The following is a 17,520-nucleotide window of genomic DNA, read 5'->3' as shown; positions in this document are numbered from 1 at the left end:
CGCATTGCGAAAATCCTTTAACCGCCGATTTCGCTGGTTAGGTCGGTCGCCAAGCCGGCTTTGCGGGAGCAAAGCGCCCTGTCATAGATCTTCATGACATTTTCGACATGGCGGTGCGTGCTGTAGGAGAAGAAGGCGTGGTCGCGGGCTGCATCGCTGATCCGGGCCCAGAGCGGCGGATTGGACAGCAACCGCGATAGCGGCTCCATGAAGGCCCCGGCGTCTTCCGGTGTGACCAGAAATCCGGTCCGCCCGTTCTCGATAGCTTCCGGATTGCCGCCATGATCGGTTGCAACCACCGGCGTCCCAAGAAACATCGCCTCGATAAGGGTTCGGCCGAAGGGCTCTCCCATGGCGGGAACCACCAGAACATCCGTTGCCGCGAGGAAAGGTTCGATCGGGTTGCGAAAACCCATGAAGCGCACCGTTTGGCCGAGCCCGCGCTCGGCGCAGCGCACGCGGGCGGCCGCTTCAAGATCTTGCGAGCCCGCGGGTGAATTCCCGAACACGCAGCCGACGACCGGGATTTGCGGATGCTCCCGCACGAAACGATCAAGGATATCGATGAAGAGGAGCGGCCGCTTTCGTTCGATCAGCCCGCCGATGAAGCTCAGGACGCGTGTTCCTGGTGCAAGGCCTAGCTCGTCCAGAAGTGCGGCCTTGGCCGCGATCCTGTCAGGCACAGTCGACGGATGGTCGAAGGGACTATGGATGACGCTGAGCCGTCCCTTGAGGGATCTGATCGGATGCCGCGGTCGCGAAAATCGCGACACCGTCACCATGCGATGCGCGATGAGCGGCGCAAGCACGTTAGCGCCCTTGGCGTCGGGGTCGCCGCGATGATGCCAAACCAGCCGAGCACCTGCCAGCCTCGCCGCAATGCCCCAATTCACATGCGTCCTGCCGTCATTGGTGTGAACGATATCGAACTTCTGCTCCTTGATGAAACGCCGCATGCGCGGAAGCGTACTGGTCAGATAGGTCATGACATCGCCGGGGATTATTCCCTTTCCAGGCGAAGTCGTCGGCAGCGGAAAACCCGTGAAGGGCTGGCCCTCCATTTGCAGAAAGGCCGCCAGAGGCCCGGCCGTTTCCTGAAGCACCAGAATCGGAACGACCTTCGATGTATCGAGGTTCTGGATGAGCTTGAGCGCCGAGATGTGGCTTCCACCGACATCATCACCGATAAATGGAAAGCAAACCCGTATCGGCCCTTGGCTAGCTCCTCCAACCATCGCCTGTTACCCGGTCGCGGTTCCGAGGTAGCTGCCTCGTTCGAGGTAGCTGACGATCACTTCCGCGGCCTCCTCGGCGCTCAGATCCGGCGTAACCGTGATCTGTGGCGCTTCCGGGCGCTCATAGGGACTGCCGATGCCCGTGAAATTCTGGATCAACCCATTTCGGGCGCGTCGATAAAGGCCCTTCGGGTCGCGGCTTTCAGCGACCTCCAGTGGTGTGTCGATGAAGATCTCGATAAACTGCCCTGGGCCGAAGAGGTCGCGCGCCATCCGCCGCTCCGCCTGGAATGGCGAAATGAATGAAGTGAGCGCTATCAGCCCCGCGTCGACCATCAGCTTGGCGGCCTCGGCGACGCGACGAATGTTCTCCACGCGATCCGCGTCGGTAAAGCCGAGATCTCGATTCAAGCCATGGCGAACATTGTCGCCGTCCAGAAGGTAGGTGTGCCTGCCGATCGCATGGAGGCGCTTCTCCACGAGATTCGCGATCGTCGACTTTCCGGAGCCCGACAGGCCTGTGAACCACAGCACCACGGGCTTTTGACCTTTGGCGATCGCCCGCGCATTCATGTCGACATCCAGTGCTTGCCAATGGACGTTGTTCGCCCTGCGCAGACTGAAGTCGATCATTCCGGCACCGACCGTGTGGTTGTTGATCCGGTCGATGACGATGAACGCGCCGGTTTCGTGCACGTTGGAGAACGGGTCGAAGGCGAGCGGTGCCTGTGTCGTCAAGTTGACGAAGCCGACGTCGTTCTTCTCGAGGGTTTTTGCTGCCAGTTTTGCAAAATTATTGATGTCAACCCGGTGTTTTATCTGCGTAACGCTCGCACCCACCACGCTGGTGGCGAGCTTGATCAGATACGGGCGGCCGGGGATCAATGGATCCTCGTGCATCCAGAGCAGATGGGCCGCAAACTGGTCTGACACTTCCGGGCGCTCCGCCGCCCCCGCCAGGACGTCGCCGCGAGAAACGTCGATCTCGTCTTCGAGCGTCAGCGTGACAGCCTCGCCGGCCGCTGCCTCCGACAGGTCTCCGTCCTGGGTGACGATGCGCTTGACCAGGCTCGTCACGCCGGATCGTGCCACGACCACACGGTCTCCCGGCCGGATCACGCCGGCGGCGATGGTGCCGGCAAACCCGCGAAAGTCGAGGTTCGGGCGATTGACCCATTGCACCGGCATCCGGAAAGGCGCGCTACGGCGGTCTCGTTCCACCTCGACGGTTTCCAGATGCTCGATGAGCGTCGGGCCCCGATACCAGGGCAGGTTCTCGCCTTTCGAAAGAACATTGTCGCCATAACGCGCCGACAGCGGGATGGCATCCAGAGACGCGAAGCCAAGCGGTTCCGCGAAGCTTCGATAGGTCGCCTCGATCTCGTCGAATACCGTTTGCGAATAATCGACCAGGTCGATTTTGTTGACCGCAAGGACGACATGCCGGATTCCGAGCAGCGAAACGATGAAGGAATGTCGGCGTGTCTGGGTCAGAATGCCCTGCCGCGCATCGACAAGAATGATCGCCAGGTCGGCATTGGATGCGCCAGTAGCCATGTTGCGGGTGTATTGCTCATGGCCGGGCGTGTCGGCGACTATGAATTTGCGCCGTTCCGTGGCGAAGAAACGATAGGCCACGTCGATCGTAATACCCTGTTCGCGCTCGCTGGCCAGACCGTCGACCAGAAGGGCGAAGTCGAGATCGCCGCCGGTTGTGCCGTGGCGTTGGGAATCGCGGGTAAGTGTGGCAAGCTGGTCTTCCATCAGCAGCTTCGTGTCGTAGAGCAGCCTGCCGATCAGCGTCGACTTGCCGTCGTCCACGCTGCCGCATGTCAAAAATCGCAGCAGGCTCTTCTTCTCGTGGACAGCAAGATATTGCGAAGTGATCTCGTCTATCGAAGAAGATTCGAGTTCCGCGGTTTGAGCAAAACCCAGCATCAGAAGTACCCCTCGCGCTTTTTCTTTTCCATCGAGGTTGCCTCGTCATGGTCGATCAGCCGACCTGATCGCTCGGAGGTCCTCACGACAAGCATTTCCTGGAGCACTTCGGGAACAGACGCGGCAGTGCTTTCAGTGGCCGCGGTGAGGGGATAGCAGCCAAGCGTGCGGAAGCGTACCGAGCGCATTTCGGGGGATTCGCCTGGGCGGAGCGGCAGACGATCGTCGTCCACCATGATCAACTGTCCGTCGCGCTCCACCACGGGGCGTTTGGCCGCGAAATACAGCGAGACGATGGGGATGTTCTCCCTCATGATGTACTGCCATATGTCGGTTTCGGTCCAGTTCGAGAGAGGAAAGACCCGGACGGACTCCCCTAGTTTCAGCCGGCCGTTGTAGAGGTTCCATAGTTCCGGGCGCTGGTTCTTTGGATCCCAGCCATGGCTATCGCTGCGCAGCGAAAACACCCGTTCTTTCGCGCGGCTCTTTTCCTCGTCGCGCCGCGCGCCGCCGAAAGCGGCGTCGAAGCCGAGCGAGGTCAGTGCCGATTTCAGCGCCTCCGTCTTCATGATCTGCGTGTAGGTCGACGAGCCATGTGTAAATGGCGTGATCCCTTCGGCCAGGCCGGCCTCGTTGCGACGCACCAGCAGCTTCAGGCCAAGCCGCGCGACAGTCTCGTCGCGGAAACGGATCATTTCTTTGAATTTCCACGTCGTGTCGATGTGGAGAAGGGGGAACGGCAGTTGCGACGGATAGAAGGCCTTCATCGCGAGATGGAGCATTACGGCCGAGTCCTTGCCCACCGAATACAACATCACCGGGTTGCGCAGTTCGGCGACGACCTCGCGAATGATATGGATTGATTCAGCCTCGAGTCGTTGCAGATGTGTGAGCGACGAAGGAGAGGAAGGCGAGCGCCGCTGCGCTGCAGGCAAAGTGACCAGGGCTTGAGGTGCCTGGGCTTGAGGTGCCTGGGCTTGAGGCGCAAGAGCTTGAGGTGCAAGAGACATCTAGATCGCCTTTGAAGGGGCAAGACTTGCTTGGTTGAGAGCGTCCGCGGGCGGGGTTTGCCGGTCGGGATGATGGGCGGTCTTGAGCGCCTGTCGCAACGAAAGCGCCAGGCCGAAGGCCCACAGAATGCCCAGGACGATATGGGCAATATTGCCCCCCATCGCGCCGATCCGCGGGATGAGCAGGAGGGCCGTCACGTGGAAGGCGGCTGTGGCAACGACAACAATGCGCAACACCTCACGTTGCCGGCCCATGGCAAGCAGCGCCGAGCGGGCGGCTGAGCCCGAAAGCACGAACGTGACCGCCACCATCTGCACGATGACGAGGCTGGCTGCGCCTATGAACTCCGGTCCCGCGGTCCAGGCGAGCAGCGGCCGGATGAGCACCGCCACGACCAGGACGCAAATGACGCCAAAGCAGAGCAGCATGGCTTCGGTCTGAAAGATCACCCGCTTGAATTCCTCGATGCTGCCTTTTGCCCAAAGGCGGGCGACATCGGGATAGAGAACGTTTTGCACCTGCGGGCCTACTTGCTGGCCGACGCGGCCTATGCGCTTGGCGATCTGGTACAAGCCAGCCGAGGCCGGGTCGGCTAGCCATCCGACCAGCAGTGTATCGAGCTCTTGCGCGCTCGCGCGCAAGGTGAGTGAAATGTTCGACGACCACGCGAAATTCCAGATGCCGGGGAAGCGGCGTGTGATGCCGGCCAAAGGCGCGCCCAGGACATTGTGGACACCCTGCCTGCGTAGCGCGCGCATGGTCAGCGTCAGGAGCGCCAGCGAGCCGAGGATCTGCGTTCCGGCCCAAACCGCCGTGAAATAAGCGAGATCGCCATTGAGCAGCACGCCGAGCAGACACAGCAATACACGCAGAACGGCGTTGAGCAACTGCCCATAGGCGAGGAGGCGGAAGTTGCCGGCCATGCGTTGGACAGCCACGGGGACGCCGGAAATCTGAAACAGCAGAACGCTGGAGTAGAGAACAAGAAGATGCACGATTTGCGTCGACCAACCGAAAACCGGCGCTATGAGAAGGGCCGCGCCAATGGCGACGACCCAGGCGCTGACAGCGGCGCCGACATCGATAAGCAGGCCGAACTTCATGAGGACGCGCAAATTCTCGTGGCCCTCGGATGCGTTCATGCCGGCTGCGTATTTGATAATTGGCTGCCACGACTGGAAGCTGACAACGCGCTCGACGACCCTTGTGAACGCGATGATCAATGCAAGCTCACCATAGTTCGTCACGCCAAGCGCTCGTGCTGAAAGCGTAAAGGCTACAAGCGCCAGCAATGAGCCAAGAAAATTGCCGGTCAGAAGGTGTGCGATATTGGCCAGGCGCGTGCGGCCCGCACTCTTGCGCCTGGCAGCTTGCAGCACCCGTCGAGCCAGTCTTCCGATCATCGCAACCGTAGCCAAAGTCGCCCCGCTCATTCTTGATCGGCAGTACGCGTCCCTTGGTCGTTCTCCGGGATTGTTTCTGCCGATGCATCCATCATCGGCAGAAACCAGAAAGCCGCCACGACCAAGTTTGGTCCTGTCGCAACCCCAATAAGCTAGGACCTGATCGCCGCTACGACCGATGGCCTACCCCATTAGCGGTAGCAGCTTCATGGCCGTTTTATCGCTAAATATATGCGGAACAAAAAAGTAGAACTATAAGACATACCGAACTAATAAAGAGAAAATTGCCTAGATATTTGGCTTTGTAAATTTAAATAAAAGCAAACGGTTCCATATCCTATTAATCTCCTCGGGATGAAGCACGACATATATGGTGCGCCTCTTTCGCTGTTGGTCGAGGATTGATCTAAGGTTGGATCCGGTAAGAGATATGCCGAAATCCGACGGGCCCGAATAGGCTTGGCCGAGCATGCGATCCAGCATCAACTCTCCCAAGGCCGGAGTGTAACGCGCAGAGCTCCAGTACCACCGCATCGTCTGATGACGATCGCCCGGATCCGGAATGTCTTCCATTGTAACGGAGTTATAGCCGCTAAAATCCCACAGTTTCACTTCAGACGTGGCTGTCTTGGATGCGTTGACCTGACTTACGGTATACGTCAGATCCACACGCCAGCGGTCGTAAACCGGGAGTAGCCCCATGGCCCTGAGTGCTTCCATCTGACGAGCATGTATCGGCGAAATGAAGAGCGTGACGTCTACTCCAGCGGCGGTGAGACGATCCAGCAGGTCATGCAACAGGCCGATTCTGGTGATGTCATAATCGAAGCTGCCGGGAGACGAAAACTCCGCCATCAACCGATTCAGCCTCTGGTCGGACACCTGTCTGTAGCTGTAATTATGTGCCAACATGATCTGGTGAAAACCGTCTTCCTTGTCGGTCTCCCGAAATCCAATGCTGTTGGCGTGCACCGTCCGCAAAGCGTCGATAAAGCTTTCGGGGGAGAACAGGGACCGCGCATAAACGATAGGCATTGGAACTCCGGCAAAGCCGGACTCCGGAAAATCTTGGGTTTCCGTTCGGTCCGCCTCAAACATGGAGAAATCGAGATTGACGATCATCCGGCGGGGTGCGCCGTGAGCCAGGGCGAACATGCCAATGTCATAGAGTTCGACCATGCTCGCATGCGGAACCGCGGCATTGTAGGCCTTCAGCCTAGCTAGGCTCGGTCCGGCGGGATCAAGCCCGACGCGCGCCCGCGAGCCGCCGAGGATCAAAGTGTCGTAGTCGGTGAGCCATAGACGTAGTGAGCGCTCGGCTGTCGTACCGATCGAAAGGCGATGTGTCTTTTCGGCATTGAAATCAGGAATCTCCAGATGATGGTTGATCCCATATGGATCGACAACAAAAACGAAAGCGGCAGTCCCAAGTTCTAGCAGAATACCGATGGCTGCAACCCTTGCGGCCAACCGTGGCAGGCGCGATCCAGACGTCCTCAACGGCCCGCCCGACTGCAAAACCTGCGAGCCCATGAACTCGGGCATGGTGGCGTGTCCCGCGGCGCTGATCCCCTCTCGGGTGAAGATCTTGTAAAAGGTCAGGCAGAGAATTTTCAGGTCAAGTACGAAGGTCCGGTGATCGACATACCAGACGTCCAGGACGAAGCGGTTCTCCCAATCAAGTGCGTTGCGGCCGTTCACCTGCGCCAAACCTGTGATGCCGGGAATGACTTGGTGACGACGCGCCTGCTCAGGGCTATAGCGGGGGAGATACTCCATCAAGAGGGGACGAGGCCCGACGAGGCTCATCTCACCCCGCAATACATTGATCAATTCGGGCAGCTCATCAAGGCTGCTTGCGCGCAGAAAGCTGCCAAAGCCAGTCAGCCTGTCAGCATCGGGAAGCAGCCGGCCATGACGATCCCGACGATCGGTCATCGTTCTGAGCTTGATTATCTTGAATGGTTTCCCGTGCAGGCCGGGACGTTCCTGGCGGAAAAAAACAGGCCGCCCAAGAAGCAGCGCGACTGCTATTGAAAGCACCGCGATGAAGGGCGACATCAGCAGCAGAAGGCAGGCGGCACCGAGCAGGTCGAACGTGCGTTTCATGAGCGATGCTCCTTTCATCGGCATGCCTGCCGCAGCTCGCTGATACGTCCTCTGGCCAACCGCAAGGCTTCGTAGTGGTCAAAAGCCAGGCCACGCCACGGGACACAATCTCGAAGTCTACATGTGCCTTGTGTCTTGAGACCGATCCCAATCAGGGACGATGTGCGGGCATTGCCTTCCACGCGCGACAGGTCGCCGCTTTTAGTTACATTGGCTGTAAAGTGCGCCTATCAAAGATCATTCTCCGGATGAACATCAGGATATGTGCGCCAGATTTGAAAACGCTCGAGGTGTTCTTGTCCGGCATCGGATATTTTTCATTCGTAGATCGCGCACCTGAATAACTGAGTTCGTGATCGATTGCCTTCATTTTCAGAATTTCGTCAAAGCGGAGTCCCATTTCTCCGCAATCTGCTGCATTGAGAACCGATCGATCGTTTTCCGGGCCGATCTACCCATTTTGTGGCGAAGAGCATTGTTTCGCATCAGGCATGCCATCGCGGATGCCAACTCGGCAACATCGTCGACTGGTACCAGCAGACCCGAAACGCCTGGTTCGATGATTTCGGATGGACCGAAATCGCAGTCCGTTGCGACGACGGGCAGGCCTGCCGCCATCGCCTCGATCAGCACGTTGGGAAAGCCTTCGTAGCGTGACGGCAGGACAAAGAGGGAGGCGTCGCGCGCCCATTCGCCCGGACGCTCGGTAATGCCGGCAAGCTTTACCCTGTCCTCCAAATCCAACGCATCGATCTGACGTTGAAGAAGAACCCGATCAGGTCCCTCGCCGAAGATTGTCAACGCCCATGCCGGAAACTCGGTAGTGATTTTAGCAAACGCCTTTATCAGCGTGTCGAAGCCTTTCTGTTCCACCAGGCGTCCGACGGCGACCAGGCGAAACATCTCATTGCCATGGTCTTTGTAGGCATCGGTCGCCTCGCACGGATTTCCGATGACCTCGCAAGGATTTCCGATAACGTGGGCTTTTCTTCTGAGCGTATCCGGAAGCGTCTTGACAATCGCATCAGTCTGCATGACGAGCCGATCCGCCTGCCGAAGTATGATGCCAGAAACGAGCCGCCAAGCGGCGTGTTTTTTCTGCGCTTTGGGATTGTTTCTTTCCGAGATAATAACCCGGATGCCAAGATTTTTCGCCGCCAGCAGGCAAAGAATATTAATCTTTGTTAGAAATGAAACGATCAGAGTGGGCTGAAGCTGCTTGAATTCCGCGCGCAACACGACCACGCGCCGCAAGCTGCGGACAAATCCGAGTTTCGAAAGCCGCGAAGCTCCATCCTCTACAAGTCTGTGGACGGTGACCTTCGGGTGCAGGGCAAAATAGCTCTTGTCTTGCTCTCCCACGAAAGCAAATAGATGGACTTCATCTCCGCGCCTGCATCGATCTGCGGCAAGCAGACTGACGACGCGCTCCGTCCCTCCTGCACCCAGGCCCGCCTGCACAATCGCAAGTCGCATTTACTCCCCTCTTAACGTCAGGACGTCGATGGATTATTTCCATACTTCTCGGCGATCTCCGCCAAGTTGCTGCATGGATTGGTGGAAAGGGATTCGACGACAGGAAGATCTCTCTTGATCGTCTCGCCTTGGCCGTGTTCATCCATGAATTGGCGGCGAAGTTCATACCAGCCGCATGCGAGCCGCGTTCCGCCACGGGCAAGCAGTTCGATCGCGGCTGGAGTTAGCCAGTCGATGCAGGTCTGCTCAATGAGTTCGGCTTGCGCATCACTAAGATGATCGGAAAAGCCGCCGACCTTGCCGGGACGCGCATGCTGGCTTTCGCCATCGTGGGCCGCTAGGCCGCCCGCCATCTCATGCTCACGCATTACATCGAAACGCGAGGCGTCGATAGAATCCTGAAGCGCGCGCACGCACGGTGTGTGGCCGAGAAATCTCAGGATACGCGTGCAGGCACCCATAGGGTCTTCCGTCAGTTCCCCATAGCCCAATACTGCACTTACGTGATGCTTTAGACCTCTACCCCAATCATTCAGATATACTATCAGAGCCGGCAGGCCTTGTTCGCGATCGGCAATGAACGCGTCCATGGTGCCTTCGAAGCAGCGTTTGTGACGTGTGGCATCGAAATAAGCTGACACGATTACGTCGCGCGGATCTCGAGTCATGAAGATGATGGGTCGGTTGAGAAAAAGCGAGCGTCTATAGGTGAGGTGCGAAACCAGGACGAGCGGCACACGATGGCGCTCATCTGTGTAACGAAAAGCCGGGATGCCCCTCGTCGGATCGAGATCGAAATCCGGAAGAACCTCGAACATTGGCGAAAGATGGACATTTTCGCCGTTGGCGTGGCGACGAAAGTATTCCGAAAGGATATGTCTAAGCTGGGTTGCTCCGGATTCGGGATAGGAGACAAGAAACGCGTCTGCGCCCGACGCAGCCCAGGTCATCCTGATCCGGGCGTCGATCTTATGCAATGTCAGACGGGTGGTCGTCAGCATGGTGACAGGTCTTCAGTCCTTGGGGATCGTAGCGCAGCATGTATGACGTCGCAGTCGAAGGACGCGATGGGCGGGCTGCCGGCCATGGCCTTGAGTGGTACCGCGCAATCTTCGTAGCGGGACGAAAGCACAAATGCGTCGGCGTCCAGAAAGCAGGATCGCCATGCGTAGCAGATCAGATCCGCCCTTCCCGACTGTAGTGGCGCTGCGATCCAGAAATGCCAAGCCGGCGAAGCTGTCCATCGCGTATTCCAATCCCGCTGTCGCAACCCCTAAATACCCAGCTTTCTTTGAAGGGACGAGTTGCACATAGGGATGCATCGCCGGCTGCCGTTTACCTCTAAAGGAGGACTTGGGCGCAGAAACGAAGCAGACAATAGAAGAGATCTGTGTCCATCTATCGCTCACGCCGGTGAGTTGGAGCCTTGAATTCATGCGCATAGCCTTTGTCGGTGCGGTGGAGGGATCTCGGGTCGCATTCGATGCCCTTGTCGAAGCTGGCATGACGCCTTCGCTGCTTGTCACCCTTGCGGGCGAAGCTTCCAAACGCCATTCCGATTTCGTCGATCTGGCGGGGCCGGCACGTCTGGCCGGGGCCGCGGTCCACCTGACCAAGGACATCAATGCGCCCGACACGATCGACAGGCTCGAAGCCGAGCGGCCCGATTTGACGATGGTGGTCGGCTGGTCGCAAATCTGCCGCGGCGAATTTCGCTCGGTCGCCCGATATGGCTCGATCGGCTTTCACCCGGCGCCGTTACCGCGTTTTCGGGGCAGGGCGGTGATCCCCTGGACGATCATTGCGAATGAAAAGGAGACGGGCTCGACTTTCTTCCGGCTCGACGAGGGTGTCGACAGTGGCCCTATCGTCCTCCAGAAGCTTTTTGCCGTGGCACCGGACGAGACCGCGCGCTCGCTTTACGACAAGCACAAGCAGGCACTGTTCGAGATGACGCCGCTTGTCGTTTCGGCGATAAGTCGTGACAAGGCCGTGGGCGTCGCGCAGGACGAATCCCTTGCCAGCTATTGCGCAAAGCGCACGGCCGATGACGGAATAATCGACTGGAGCGATGCTGCCGAGAATGTCCTTCGTTTCGTCCGCGCCATCGGCGATCCCTATCCGGGCGCCTTCACTTTCACTGCCGGTGCCAAGATCGTGATCGACAAGGCGCGCATGTTTGCCCCGCCTGGGCGCCATATCGGGCTGACCGGCCAGGTCCAAACTCATACCGACAGCGGCTTTACAGTGCTTTGTGGAGACGGAGCCGCCATTGAGGTGACATCCTGGCATGGCGAAAGGCCCAGGATACATGCCAAGCTGGCCTCGGCATGACCAACCTGTGTCGCGCCAAGGACCTAGGCGCGTGCACGGAGCACAGGTCTGCGCGCTTCAGGCGGCGATTGTCGGCCGCGACGGCCGTTCTTCCAGATACCAGCGTACGAAGGCGGTCACCCCGTCCTCGACGCTGGTGCAAGGGCGAAAGCCCGTAAGGGCCTCCAGCAGGCGGGGGTCGGCATAGGTTGCCCGCATGTCGCCAGCCTGCATCGGCAACATCTTGCGGATGGCGCGTTTGCCCAGGCAGTTCTCGATCGTCTTGATGAAAGGCAGCAGCCCGACAGGCTCGCCGCCGCCTATGTTGACGACACGCCACGGCGCGACGGGTGACAGCGTGTCGACGACGCCGGGAGCGGACGCCGCGCGACCTGTCGCAGGCGTGCATTCGACGAGTCGGACGATGGCTTCGACGAGATCATCGATATAAGTGAAATCGCGCTTCATCAGGCCTTCGCCATACACTTCGATCGGACGGCCGTTCTCGATCGCGTCGACAAATTTGAAGAGGGCCATGTCGGGCCGGCCCCAGGGGCCATATACGGTGAAGAAGCGGAAGCATGTGGTCGGCGTTCCGAAGATATGTGAATAGGAGTGCGCCATCGCCTCCATCGCCTTCTTCGTGGCCGCATAGAAGGTTAACGGCCAATCAGCCTTGTCGGTTTCGACGAATGGCATCTTGTCGTTCGCTCCATAGGCCGAGCTCGTGGACGCAAGGAGCAAATGCCGGGGCTTGAGATCACGCGCAAGCTCAAGGACGTTGAACGAGCCGACGAGATTGCTGTCCGTGTAACTTCGCGGATTGTCGATTGAGTAGCGGACACCGGCCTGCGCGGCCAGATGCACGATCACATCGGGCCGGGCGGAGTCCGCGGCGCCGCGAAGGGCATCCAGGTCTTCCAGTTGGCCGATATGGGCGCGAAAGGCGTCGTATCTTTCAAGCAGGGCGTGTCGGGACTGCTTCAGGACGATGTCATAGTATGGCGTCATGCCGTCGAAGCCGGTGACGCGATGACCGTCGTCGAGCAGCCGGCGCGCAAGGTGAAAACCGATGAATCCTGCGGTGCCGGTGACCAGATACCTCATTCCGCGGCCGCGGCGAAAACTGCCTTGTCTCCGACCGCTCCCTCACCGATATTCACGTACTCGAAGCCGTGCTTGGAGATGTCTTCCCGCCGGTAAATGTTGCGCAGGTCGACCACCACCCGTTTCGACATCGTGCGGGACAGTCGTTCAAAATCCAGGGCGCGGAACTGATTCCACTCGGTCACGATGACCAGCGCGTCGGCGCCCTCGGCGCATTCATAGGCGCCTTCGGCATAGCTTACGCTTGTGCCGAGCACGATTTTCGCCTGTTCCATGCCTTCGGGGTCATACACTCGGACATGTGCTCCAAAATCGATCAAGGCCTGGATGATCGAGAGGGAAGGCGCTTCACGGATGTCATCGGTGTTGGGTTTGAAGGTAAGACCCAGCAAGGCCACTGTCTTTGCGCGGACATCTCCGCCGCAGGCAAATACGATCTTGCGCGCCATGGTGCGTTTTCGCTGGTCGTTCACGGCAACCGTCGTTTCGATCAGGCGCAATGGCGCGCCGCTGTCCTGCGCCGTCTTGACCAAAGCCAGCGTGTCTTTTGGAAAACAGGATCCTCCATAGCCCGGGCCGGCGTGCAGGAACTTTGAGCCGATGCGATTGTCGAGCCCGATGCCCCGCGCTACCTCGCGCACGTTCGCGCCCACGCTCTCGCAGAGATCCGCGATCTCGTTGATGAACGTGATCTTGAGCGCCAGGAAGGCGTTGGCCGCATATTTGATCAGCTCGGACGTGCGGCGGCCGGTAAACAGGATGGGTGCCTGGTTGAGATAGAGCGGCCGATACACCTCCGCCATCACCTCCCGGCCACGCTCGTCCGACGGGAGGCCGATAACGATCCGGTCTGGTCGTTTGAAGTCGTCGATCGCGGCTCCTTCGCGCAGGAATTCCGGGTTGGAGACGACGGCCACATCGGCTAGGGGATTGCATTGGCGAATGATCCGTTCGACCTCATCCCCGGTGCCCACCGGCACCGTGGATTTGATTGCCACCACGGTGAACCCGTGAACAGCGGCCGCGATTTCCCGGGCCGCTTCGTAGACATAGGACAGATCGGCATGGCCGTCGCCTCGCCTCGAAGGCGTCCCGACGGCAATGAACACCACGTCCGCATCGGCGACTGCCGCTGTAAGCGTGCTGGTGAAGGTGAGCTGGCCGCTCGCGGAATTCTTGTCGACGAGGTCGTCGAGACCTGGCTCATAGATCGGCATTCTTCCGGCCTGGAGATCGGCAATCTTGGCCTCCGCCTTATCGACGCAGACGACTTGATGGCCGAAATCAGCCAGGCAAGCGCCCGATACAAGACCCACGTAACCCGAACCAACAATCGCGATGCGCATGTAACCGCCACTCTGATGATGACAACTGACGCGATTAAGCCAGCAGCGGCCAAGAAAATGGAGTGCGCAATCGGATAAGACATTACCACTTCCGAGACCTGGTATGGGCCCGGACGGTCGTCTGGCACGGTTTGACAACGCTAAGTGCTGATGGCCATTGCAAATGGACGAGACGAGATGATCTGGCGCGTAGCCACGCTCGGCTGCAAGCCGGCTGACGGCGCTTCATTGGCGCGTCGATTGCTTGAGTTCATTTTTCCGTCAAAATTCCGGTCGGCTGCCGTTTGGTCTTCTTGCCATGCTCCTAGAGGTAGCTCGGTTCTCGCTTCAACTTGCCGTCCGGGAGCCGAGACAGGAAATTGCCCTCGAACAGCCTCGCCTGAGCTTGATAGATCTTCGTCCGGGTGAGACGGCGCGCTGGAGTGTTCTGCCGTGACGAACAAGGCTAGGCAGAGCACGCCGAGGCCGGCAGGGCGTTTTTCCGGTCCATGCAATGGAATTGTTGCGGGGCTGCGCGGTCGCGTTTGCCGGCGAACATTCAAAGAATGTAGCTGTGGGCCTCGCTTTCCGTCGCACTGTCAGCCGCGGAGACAGGCTTGGCGAAGAGGAAGGCACCATCTCGCGAGAACAGATCCGCCGGCATCATCTGGAACTCGCGCTGCGAATGCGGGACATCCAATTCACGATCGACAATATGCCAGAGGCTGTTGAAGAACGACCCGTCGGCTTGCCTCATGCTTTCCCCCCGAAGCGGCTTTCTCGATGAGAAAACCGTTGCTGGATTGGCCCACATGTCGGCAATGGCGATATCGTAATAGCCGGGATGCGCGGCATTGGGTTTGATAATCGCGAAGGGCGTGTTCTTTTCCGGCCAGCCTACGCGGCCCACGGTCAGGCACTCTTCCGGCTCGGGCAATCTTGCCTCCACAAGATAGGCCAGTGCCGCATCGATGCCGCCGATTTCCGAAACGACGCACGATGTCAGTCCCGCGCGGGCAAGCTGCATCAGCTTTCGAGCCTCTTGTTCATCCATATCGGCCCATCTCAGGAAAGCCATCCATTGCTGGTGCAGGCAGTCGTCCTTGGCCTGGCAAAGAAGTCGTCCTGCCTCCAAAGCGGATTCGACCCTCCTCCTGTCCGCCTCCGCGAAGGCTTCCCGCGCAGGGCGAATTCGGCCGGCAATTTCCATCAGGTCATTTGAGATGTTTTTCATATCCTCCTCCCCAGGCGGATTTCTAATCTGATATGCGCTCCATGATGCGTTGGTTTTGTATTGCGTAGAAGGCCACCACGGGAACGCGTGAGATATCTTAGTGGCGTGGCCAACCTATTCTTTTGAGCAAGGGTCCCACTTCCGACTGTCGGCTGATCCGCGCGCGATTGTGTTCGCTACTACTTGCTGCCATAGCTTCGCTTTCGTCATTGTCGGCGTCGCCTGGTCCACAAGACGACGTCTGCAAATTCTGCCGTCCGATCCGCCGAACGCCGTCTGCCGGGCGGTATGCGCGCGGTGGATGCTCGGGACCCAACGCTGGTCGCGACATGCAAGGCTTGTGGCTTAATTTTTCGACGATTGAAGAATACGCGTACCCTATCATTTCGGTGATGGTGCTCGTCCAACCAGACCTGGAGACCTGCGCAGTAAGGAGTAGTCAGAAGAGCCGGAGAAAGCCCGAATGACGACGAAGGAAGAAAATCCACACGCCTTTGGGCGAATGGAAGTAGGCACCATATCTTTCAACGAACTTGCACGCCCAAGGCTCTTGAAGTCATAGCGAAGGGCAATCTGGCTTGAAGAGTGGGGCGATCCGGAACTCCATGACAGCAGTGGCCATCACAGCACCCGCTCGGGCGGGTTGGCGGTTTCGACAGCCGAGCGTCATTCCGGGTTTCGGATTGACGCTCGGCTTCTCGCTTGCCTACCTTACCCTCATCATCCTCATTCCGCTGTCGGGGCTGATCTGGCGCTCCGCGGCGCTCGGCTGGACCGATTTCTGGGCGATCGCCACCGACCGGCGCACCATCAACGCGCTGGAGATCAGCTTCGGCACCGCCTTTGTCGCGGCCGCCGTCAATGTCGTGTTCGGCACGCTGGTCGCCTGGGTGCTGGTGCGCTACCGCTTTCCCGGCCGCCGCATCGTCGATGCCATGGTCGACCTGCCCTTCGCGCTGCCGACGGCGGTGGCCGGCATCGCGCTGACCACGCTCTACGCGCCCAATGGCTGGATCGGCAAGCTGTTGCTGCCGCTTGGGCTCAAGGTCGCCTACACCCCGCTCGGCATCGTCATCGCGCTGGTCTTCATCGGCCTGCCCTTCGTCGTGCGCACCGTGCAGCCGATCATGGAGGAGATCGACAAGGAGGTGGAGGAGGCCGCCGCCACGCTCGGCGCCAGCCGCTTCCAGATCGTCACCCGGGTGCTGTTCCCCGGCCTGGCGCCGGCCATCGTCACCGGTTTCGCGCTGGCCTTCGCGCGCGGCGTCGGCGAATACGGCTCGGTCATCTTCATCGCCGGCAACCTGCCCTACAAGTCCGAGATCGCGCCGCTTTTGATCGTCATCCGGCTGGAGGAGTACAATTACCCGGCGGCGACCGCCATCGCCGCGATCATGCTGGCCTTGTCGTTCCTGATGCTGCTCATCGTCAACCTGGCGCAGACATGGAGCCGCAAGCGCTATGGCTGATCCGGAGATCAAATCCTACGAGCCTCATCACGACAGCCGCTCGGCGGCGGTGACCGAAAGCCGCCCGGCGCAGGCCGTGCTGATGGCGATCGCCTTCGCCTTCCTCGGCATCTTCCTGCTGTTGCCGCTGATCATCGTCTTCAACGAAGCCTTCGCCAAGGGCGTCGGCGCCTACACCGAAGCGCTTGCCCATCCCGACACGCGCTCGGCGATCCGGCTGACGCTGCTGGTGGCGGCGATCTCGGTGCCGCTCAATGTCGTCTTCGGCATCTCGGCCGCCTGGGCGATCGCCAAGTTCGAGTTCAAGGGCAAGGCCTTCCTGACCACGCTGATCGACCTGCCTTTCTCGGTCTCGCCGGTCATCTCGGGCCTGGTCTACGTGCTTCTGTTCGGCGCCCAGGGGCTGCTCGGCGCCTGGCTGAAGGCGCATGGCATCGTCATCCTGTTCGCCGTGCCCGGCATTGTGCTGGCCACCGTCTTCGTCACCTTCCCCTTCGTGGCCCGCGAGCTGATCCCGCTGATGCAGGAACAGGGCAATGGCGACGAGGAGGCCGCGCTGTCGCTCGGCGCCAATGGCTGGCAGGCCTTCTGGTATGTGACGCTGCCCAACGTCAAATGGGGGCTGCTTTACGGCGTGCTCTTGTGCAATGCGCGCGCCATGGGCGAGTTCGGCGCGGTCTCGGTGGTGTCGGGCCATATACGCGGCCTGACCAACACCATGCCGCTGCATGTCGAGATCCTCTACAATGAATACAACGCCGTCGGCGCCTTTGCCGTCGCCTCGCTGCTGGCCGGCCTGGCGCTGGTGACGCTGGTCCTGAAGACACTGCTCGAGATGCGTTACGGCGCCGAGATCGCCGCCGCGCGTGGACATTGATGCATGTCGCCCAAAAGTGGAAA

At 59.5% G+C, this 17,520-nt stretch carries 13 protein-coding genes; 3 read left to right on the top strand and 10 right to left on the bottom strand.

The window, feature by feature from the left end:
• Nucleotides 1-17 precede the first annotated feature (17 nt).
• The 7 genes from FJ426_RS29735 to FJ426_RS29705 form a co-directional block, all read right to left on the bottom strand.
• The gene (locus FJ426_RS29735) at nt 18-1,235 is read right to left on the bottom strand and encodes a glycosyltransferase family 4 protein (RefSeq protein ID WP_140498434.1); all 1,218 of its coding nucleotides are present in this window, start codon (nt 1,233-1,235) and stop codon (nt 18-20) included.
• 6 nt (nt 1,236-1,241) lie between these two features.
• Nucleotides 1,242-3,173 (bottom strand): sulfate adenylyltransferase subunit CysN, encoded by a 1,932-nt coding sequence (gene cysN / locus FJ426_RS29730; protein WP_140513523.1) that lies wholly within the window; start codon nt 3,171-3,173, stop codon nt 1,242-1,244.
• Entirely contained in the window at nt 3,173-4,183 is a 1,011-nt protein-coding gene (cysD, locus tag FJ426_RS29725; protein WP_246675631.1) for a sulfate adenylyltransferase subunit CysD, read from the bottom strand. Before cysD ends, cysN begins: the two co-directional genes overlap by 1 nt.
• Nucleotides 4,184-5,587, bottom strand: coding sequence for a lipopolysaccharide biosynthesis protein (locus tag FJ426_RS29720; RefSeq protein WP_246675630.1), 1,404 nt, complete (start codon nt 5,585-5,587; stop codon nt 4,184-4,186). It abuts the gene before it with no gap.
• A gap of 288 nt (nt 5,588-5,875) precedes the next feature.
• Nucleotides 5,876-7,696 (bottom strand): sugar transferase, encoded by a 1,821-nt coding sequence (locus FJ426_RS32210; RefSeq protein ID WP_140561279.1) that lies wholly within the window; start codon nt 7,694-7,696, stop codon nt 5,876-5,878.
• A 372-nt stretch (nt 7,697-8,068) separates the two neighbouring features.
• Entirely contained in the window at nt 8,069-9,172 is a 1,104-nt protein-coding gene (locus FJ426_RS29710; protein ID WP_140561277.1) for a glycosyltransferase family 4 protein, read from the bottom strand.
• Between the two features lie 17 nt (nt 9,173-9,189).
• The gene (locus FJ426_RS29705; RefSeq protein WP_140561276.1) at nt 9,190-10,173 is read right to left on the bottom strand and encodes a sulfotransferase domain-containing protein; all 984 of its coding nucleotides are present in this window, start codon (nt 10,171-10,173) and stop codon (nt 9,190-9,192) included.
• A 433-nt stretch (nt 10,174-10,606) separates the two neighbouring features.
• On the opposite strand from FJ426_RS29705, the gene FJ426_RS29700 reads away from it, so the two are divergent.
• Nucleotides 10,607-11,506, top strand: coding sequence for a formyltransferase family protein (locus FJ426_RS29700; RefSeq protein ID WP_140498428.1), 900 nt, complete (start codon nt 10,607-10,609; stop codon nt 11,504-11,506).
• Nucleotides 11,507-11,563: 57 nt separating this feature from the next.
• Here FJ426_RS29700 and FJ426_RS29695 read toward each other — a convergent pair whose 3' ends face one another.
• The 3 genes from FJ426_RS29695 to FJ426_RS29685 all read right to left on the bottom strand — a co-directional run bounded on the left by FJ426_RS29695 (nt 11,564) and on the right by FJ426_RS29685 (nt 15,151).
• Nucleotides 11,564-12,592: an NAD-dependent epimerase/dehydratase family protein gene (locus FJ426_RS29695; protein WP_140561274.1), complete on the bottom strand. Its 1,029-nt coding sequence runs from the start codon at nt 12,590-12,592 to the stop codon at nt 11,564-11,566.
• Nucleotides 12,589-13,938 carry a UDP-glucose/GDP-mannose dehydrogenase family protein gene (locus tag FJ426_RS29690; RefSeq protein ID WP_140525324.1) on the bottom strand — a complete coding sequence of 450 codons (1,350 nt, stop codon included), beginning with the start codon at nt 13,936-13,938 and terminating at the stop codon, nt 12,589-12,591. The genes FJ426_RS29695 and FJ426_RS29690 overlap by 4 nt, the downstream gene beginning before the upstream one ends.
• 538 nt (nt 13,939-14,476) lie before the next feature.
• The gene (locus FJ426_RS29685; protein WP_140498426.1) at nt 14,477-15,151 is read right to left on the bottom strand and encodes a hypothetical protein; all 675 of its coding nucleotides are present in this window, start codon (nt 15,149-15,151) and stop codon (nt 14,477-14,479) included.
• A 605-nt stretch (nt 15,152-15,756) separates the two neighbouring features.
• On the opposite strand from FJ426_RS29685, the gene cysT reads away from it, so the two are divergent.
• Together cysT and cysW are read left to right on the top strand one after the other, a co-directional pair.
• The gene (cysT, locus tag FJ426_RS29680; RefSeq protein WP_140498425.1) at nt 15,757-16,620 is read left to right on the top strand and encodes a sulfate ABC transporter permease subunit CysT; all 864 of its coding nucleotides are present in this window, start codon (nt 15,757-15,759) and stop codon (nt 16,618-16,620) included.
• A complete protein-coding gene (gene cysW, locus FJ426_RS29675; RefSeq protein ID WP_140562478.1) occupies nt 16,613-17,497 on the top strand; it encodes a sulfate ABC transporter permease subunit CysW in 885 nt (294 codons plus the stop codon). Before cysT ends, cysW begins: the two co-directional genes overlap by 8 nt.
• The last annotated feature ends 23 nt before the right edge of the window (nt 17,498-17,520 follow it).

The sequence above is a fragment of the Mesorhizobium sp. B2-6-4 genome (assembly GCF_006441495.1).
GTDB lineage: Bacteria > Pseudomonadota > Alphaproteobacteria > Rhizobiales > Rhizobiaceae > Mesorhizobium.
Note: the sequence above shows the minus strand (reverse complement) of the source record. Positions and strands in the feature narration are given on the sequence as shown.

What these genes read in the sequence shown, in the direction of transcription:
- FJ426_RS29735 (WP_140498434.1), bottom strand. Translation starts at nt 1,235, where the DNA reads ATGGTTGGAGGAGCTAGCCAAGGGCCGATACGGGTTTGCTTTCCATTT.
- cysN (WP_140513523.1), bottom strand. Translation starts at nt 3,173, where the DNA reads ATGCTGGGTTTTGCTCAAACCGCGGAACTCGAATCTTCTTCGATAGAC.
- cysD (WP_246675631.1), bottom strand. Translation starts at nt 4,183, where the DNA reads ATGTCTCTTGCACCTCAAGCTCTTGCGCCTCAAGCCCAGGCACCTCAA.
- FJ426_RS29720 (WP_246675630.1), bottom strand. Translation starts at nt 5,587, where the DNA reads ATGATCGGAAGACTGGCTCGACGGGTGCTGCAAGCTGCCAGGCGCAAG.
- FJ426_RS32210 (WP_140561279.1), bottom strand. Translation starts at nt 7,696, where the DNA reads ATGAAACGCACGTTCGACCTGCTCGGTGCCGCCTGCCTTCTGCTGCTG.
- FJ426_RS29710 (WP_140561277.1), bottom strand. Translation starts at nt 9,172, where the DNA reads ATGCGACTTGCGATTGTGCAGGCGGGCCTGGGTGCAGGAGGGACGGAG.
- FJ426_RS29705 (WP_140561276.1), bottom strand. Translation starts at nt 10,173, where the DNA reads ATGCTGACGACCACCCGTCTGACATTGCATAAGATCGACGCCCGGATC.
- FJ426_RS29700 (WP_140498428.1), top strand. Translation starts at nt 10,607, where the DNA reads ATGCGCATAGCCTTTGTCGGTGCGGTGGAGGGATCTCGGGTCGCATTC.
- FJ426_RS29695 (WP_140561274.1), bottom strand. Translation starts at nt 12,592, where the DNA reads ATGAGGTATCTGGTCACCGGCACCGCAGGATTCATCGGTTTTCACCTT.
- FJ426_RS29690 (WP_140525324.1), bottom strand. Translation starts at nt 13,938, where the DNA reads ATGCGCATCGCGATTGTTGGTTCGGGTTACGTGGGTCTTGTATCGGGC.
- FJ426_RS29685 (WP_140498426.1), bottom strand. Translation starts at nt 15,151, where the DNA reads ATGAAAAACATCTCAAATGACCTGATGGAAATTGCCGGCCGAATTCGC.
- cysT (WP_140498425.1), top strand. Translation starts at nt 15,757, where the DNA reads ATGACAGCAGTGGCCATCACAGCACCCGCTCGGGCGGGTTGGCGGTTT.
- cysW (WP_140562478.1), top strand. Translation starts at nt 16,613, where the DNA reads ATGGCTGATCCGGAGATCAAATCCTACGAGCCTCATCACGACAGCCGC.